This is a genomic window from Methanobrevibacter sp. (assembly GCF_045120835.1).
In the GTDB taxonomy this organism is placed as follows: Archaea; Methanobacteriota; Methanobacteria; order Methanobacteriales; family Methanobacteriaceae; genus Methanocatella.
The window spans coordinates 1-4,168 of record NZ_JBGVFE010000053.1 but is presented as its reverse complement, the minus strand read 5'-3'; the positions used below and the strand labels follow the sequence as shown (position 1 = coordinate 4,168).

Here is a 4,168-nt window from a genome sequence, read left to right as displayed (position 1 = left end):
CAGCCAGAAGGCACGTTCCCCTGACTGAGAACCTCCGTCGAATGTTACCTGCCTGTCGGCGGCAACCTCGAAGAGGTAACCGAAGTCCCACCAGGATGTGATTACTGTATCGTTTTCCTGAGTGTCTCCGACCCATTCCATCGCGTTCCACATGTAGTCGTTTGTACCTGGAACCACCTGGTTTGAAACCTGGAAGGCTCCGCAGATGCTTGGTGTGATAAGCGCAATTACAAGTGCGATTATCAGGACGTATTTTTTAAGCGGTACGTAGTTTTTCTTAGCGGAAGTGGATTTGAGTCCGTAAATTGAGAATAATCCTATTGCAGCGATGATTACGAATAAAAGAATACCGTAGGTCATGTTTATGACTGAAAGTGGTATTGCAGCTAAAACACCGCAGAAGAGAATTCCTACAGTCATCCATTTGTCGTTGTCAAGTCTGTTTTTGATGTAGTCGCATGCATATCCAACGAATATTCCGCACAATAATCCGAATGGAAGTACGATTGTGGTAATGAACCTTGAACCACGGGTAACCGCTAGAGCTGTAATTACTACCCATACGACAAACAGTGTTGCGTACAGTACGGTTAGACGTTTGCTTGCAAGCACTTCATTGTCCCCGCCGAATTTCAAATCGGCAAGAGATAATTTAAATTTACGACTGTTGTCAAGTTTTTCGGCAGCTGAAAGTCTTTTACCTTTTTCAGGTTTGCTGTCAACCGGTTTTTGGCGTACTTTTCTGAATTTCCATGCTCTTGAAACCAGAATGTATAGAACAATTAAAGCTCCGAAGAATACTGCAATACCTCCGATACCGTTGATAAAACCGTCGGTGTTTGCTAAAAACATGGAAGTCATTCCTGAACCTAACATGTTAGGTGCCTGCATCTCTGCAACGGAAATAAGTACGTTCGGGAATCCTCCTACAACAACTGATGCTGATTGCAGGTTGAGTAAGCCAAATACGTTTGAAAAGATTCCGGTTACTCCGTCAACACCTTTGAATACTGCAAGGCCCGCAAATGCAATTACCCCAATAAGTACAACTGATAACAATTCCTTATTGTGGATTATCCATTGAATCTTGCTGTCGTATAAGTCTTTGTCTTCGTCAACATTGAATACGAATGTTGCTATTAAGTATATAATCGCAAACAGTCCCATCAGTGCAACGTAAAAGATCCAACCTGTCCATTGAGTTGAAAATATTCCGATTGAAACAACTGATAATAATGCAAATAGGATTTTCCAAATCCAGTTCTCACTTCTAATCGATTCAACAAAGAAGAATATGAAGAAGAGAGGGAATATGTAATAGAACATATCTGTATCGAAAAACCCTGGGAATGTGTGCGCAAAGTAGTTCGGAGCAAGTGCAATGATTATTGTTGCAACTATTGCCCCATAATCGTTAGTCAATCTTCTTGAAAATATGAATGCAGGGATTACACATAATGTTGATATTATAGCACCTGTCCAGAATGCAACTTCCTTAAGTGACATGTCCCATCCAAGGAAATTGTTTGCCAAATCGCTTAATGACGATGTTACATATATAATACCCATCTCATAAGTCATCGGCATGCCGTCAGGGGCTAACCTGTGCATATCCATTTCAGTACCATTTACTATTTCATCTCCCGCATAGCCATGATCTACATAGGAATTGGTCAACCTGTAGTTATAATATGAATCCATTTCACTGAAATAAGGAAGACCTGATGCGTCGGTATATAACGCCTTACCTTCATCATCAAAGAAATTTAAATCATGGGCAGGAGCTTTTAATGCAAAAACAACACATAAAAGAATTAAAATAATGATAATTCCCTTACCTATTGTCAATAATGTTTCTCTATTCATTAAAATCCTCTGTCTAATTTTTTAATTAAAATTATAAGAAATAAATAAAAATAATTTCACCCATGTGAAAAAATATTTTTATTGGGTTATATATTTAACTTTACTATTATTAAAAGATTGTGTATTTAAAAGTAAAAATAAGAAAAAATTGGAAAAATGAAAAATTATTTTTTCAGCTTGCTTTCAAGCTCCTCAACGGAACATGTGAATCTGCACTTCGGAAATCCGCTGCAGCCGATAAATTCACCGAAACGTCCTGAACGTTTTAAAAGCTTTTTGCCGCATTGAGGGCATTGCCCAACTTCGGTCGGTTTGTGGGGTTTGGTTTTTTCCTTGCCGCAGTTCGGATCAAGGCATGCCCTTTGTCTCGGTTTTCCAAATGATATTATTGGAAGCCCGCATTCCTCACATGTCTTTTTAAGGAAATGTGTCCCTTTCGGAATTGAATAGATTGTTGTGCAGTCCGGATAATTGGAGCATCCCACAAATGAGGACTTGGTTTTTGGTGAGTATCTCTTTACAAGTTTGCCCCCACATTTGCACTCCCCGACAATATTGCTTGCCTGATAGGCTTCGTATAGTTTGTTGCCGATGCCCTGCTGGTTTTTATCAATGTCTTGAAGGATTTCCTTGACGTCCTTTTCGCCTTCATCGATGACGCTTTCTTTGGTGGTCTGGTTCTGGTTGATACCCTCAAGCTTGACTTCCAGATCTCTTGTAAGCTCTTCTGAAGTCAGGTCATTACAGTAGGTGTTTAGGGTATCGATAAGGTTTTCCCCTAATTCATTGACCTCAATTTTGGTTCCGGCGATGTATTTTCTGTCGTAAAGCTTGTCAACAATGTCTGCTCTAGTTGCCTTGGTTCCAAGATTCTTTTTTTCCAATTCTTTGATTAAAGAAGCCTGATTGTAACGTGCAGGAGGCTTGGTTTCCTTTTCGTCTTTTATCAGTTCCTTGACACTCATCAGGTCCCCCTCCTTTACGTCCGGAAACTTCTCATTGTCAATCTTTTTGAACGGATAATGTTCCATCCAACCCTTGTGGGTTACTCTTCTTCTGTTGAACTTGAATTTTTCGCCTTCAATGTCAAGGGTTGTCCTCATGGATTCGAATTTTGCGGCTTCGAAAAATACCGCAATGAACCTGTAAACGATAAGATTGTAGATTTTCTGCTCGTCCTTGTTTAAATTGGTTGGAAGGATTCCGGTTGGGTGAATAGGTGGGTGAGCCGCATCCTCCTTTTTACCGTTGTGCGGTATGAGCTTATCCGGTAATTTGTCAATATGCTGTTTGAATTCATGGTTTTTGGACAATTGCCTGAATATGTTTTCAAAACCCAAACTTTGAGGCAGTTTTTGAGAAGAAGTCCTAGGATAGGAAGTGTAACCTGCACTGTAGAGGTTTTGGGCTGCAACCTGAGTCCTTTTTGGTGAAAATCCAAAGACATTATATGCCTCAGCCTGAAGACCGCTTAAGTTGAATGGTACCGGAGGTTTTGTTTTTGAATTGGTAAAAGTAATTTCATCGACTACTGCATCCTTTCCTTCACATTTGGCATATATCTCTTCCGCCAAATCCTTATCAAAGATATTTCCCTTTACATGCTTGATTTCAATGTCTTCAAAATCAAGAATTGCCCTTATGTTCCAGTAAGGCTCAGGGACAAATTCTCTGATTTCCTTTTCCCTGTCAACTAGTATTGATAATGTTGGAGTCTGTACACGTCCGACTGATAATTTTAAGAATCTGTGCTTTGTCTTTTTGACTGAATCGGATAGTGCGATGGAAATATTCATTCCGAAGTAATAATCAAGGATATGGCGTGCGATACCGTTGTCCACCTGATGCATGTCAATGTCTATTCTGTTTTCATAGGCATCTATGATGTCCTTTTTGGTTAATGTTGAAAATTTCATCCTTGAAGCCTTATTGAGTGAGTCTTCACCGCAGGCATATTTCAGGGCATTGTATCCAATCAGTGTTCCCTCAACATCGTAATCGCAGGCATGAATATATGAATCGGCGTTTTTTCCGAATTTCTTGATGGCGTTCAAGTAGTTTTTGGTGAATGCACTGGCCTTGCTTGCCTCAAGGGAGGGCACCCAGTGAAGATCAAAGGAGACCTTATATTTTTGCTTGTCTGGAACAAGTGAATAGAGGTGTCCAACACCTGAAACAACTGTAATATCCTTTGAATCTCTTTTAAGTTCCCAATATTTGACTTTCTTGTTGTATACTTTCTTTTTTGCACTGCTTGAAAGTGCTTTTGCTATCTTTTCCGCTGAACTCGGTTTTTCGCAAA

The 4,168-nt window shown here is 39.9% G+C and carries 2 protein-coding genes; both read right to left on the bottom strand.

What is annotated here, in order from left to right:
• Window positions 1–1,866 (bottom strand): STT3 domain-containing protein (locus tag ACJMLO_RS05490; protein ID WP_405294716.1); only part of this gene is annotated, 1,866 nt, incomplete at its 3' end.
• A 164-nt stretch (window positions 1,867–2,030) separates the two neighbouring features.
• Window positions 2,031–4,168 (bottom strand): DNA topoisomerase I (gene topA, locus ACJMLO_RS05485; protein ID WP_405294714.1); only part of this gene is annotated, 2,138 nt, incomplete at its 5' end.